The organism is Vibrio sp. 10N.261.55.A7, from assembly GCF_002877365.1.
Taxonomy (GTDB): Bacteria; Pseudomonadota; Gammaproteobacteria; order Enterobacterales; family Vibrionaceae; genus Vibrio.
Window position 1 is genome coordinate 1 of record NZ_MCWZ01000267.1, and the last position, 348, is coordinate 348.

The window sequence follows — 348 nt, forward strand, 5'->3', positions numbered from 1 at the left end:
GTTAATAAATATCTATTCAAAAATTAACGTGAAGTAAGACATAAGAATAAAACAAACCGAAAGGAATCATTTATGTTTAGGATGAACAAAGTAGCAGCCACGTTAGCGTGTATCGCGCTAAGTGGTCACTTATATGCCGCTGAACCTTATGATGTAACCAAATCGTATTCTGGTGGAACGCAAGTGACGCTTAATGGACAAACCTACGAAGCCAAGTGGTGGACGAACGCAGGGCAGAGTCCAACAGACAACTATGCAAACGAATGGGATTCACCATGGAAACTGGTGAGTGGTTCAACCCCTACTCCCGACCCAGATCCAACCCCGGATCCTAACCCAACGCCAGAC

At 44.5% G+C, this 348-nt stretch carries 1 protein-coding gene; it reads left to right on the forward strand.

Going from position 1 to position 348, the window contains the following annotated elements; all coding sequences use genetic code 11:
* Positions 1–72: 72 nt before the first annotated feature.
* On the forward strand, positions 73–348 hold a 276-nt coding region (locus tag BCU12_RS11515; RefSeq protein WP_241909816.1), incomplete at its 3' end, for a carbohydrate-binding protein.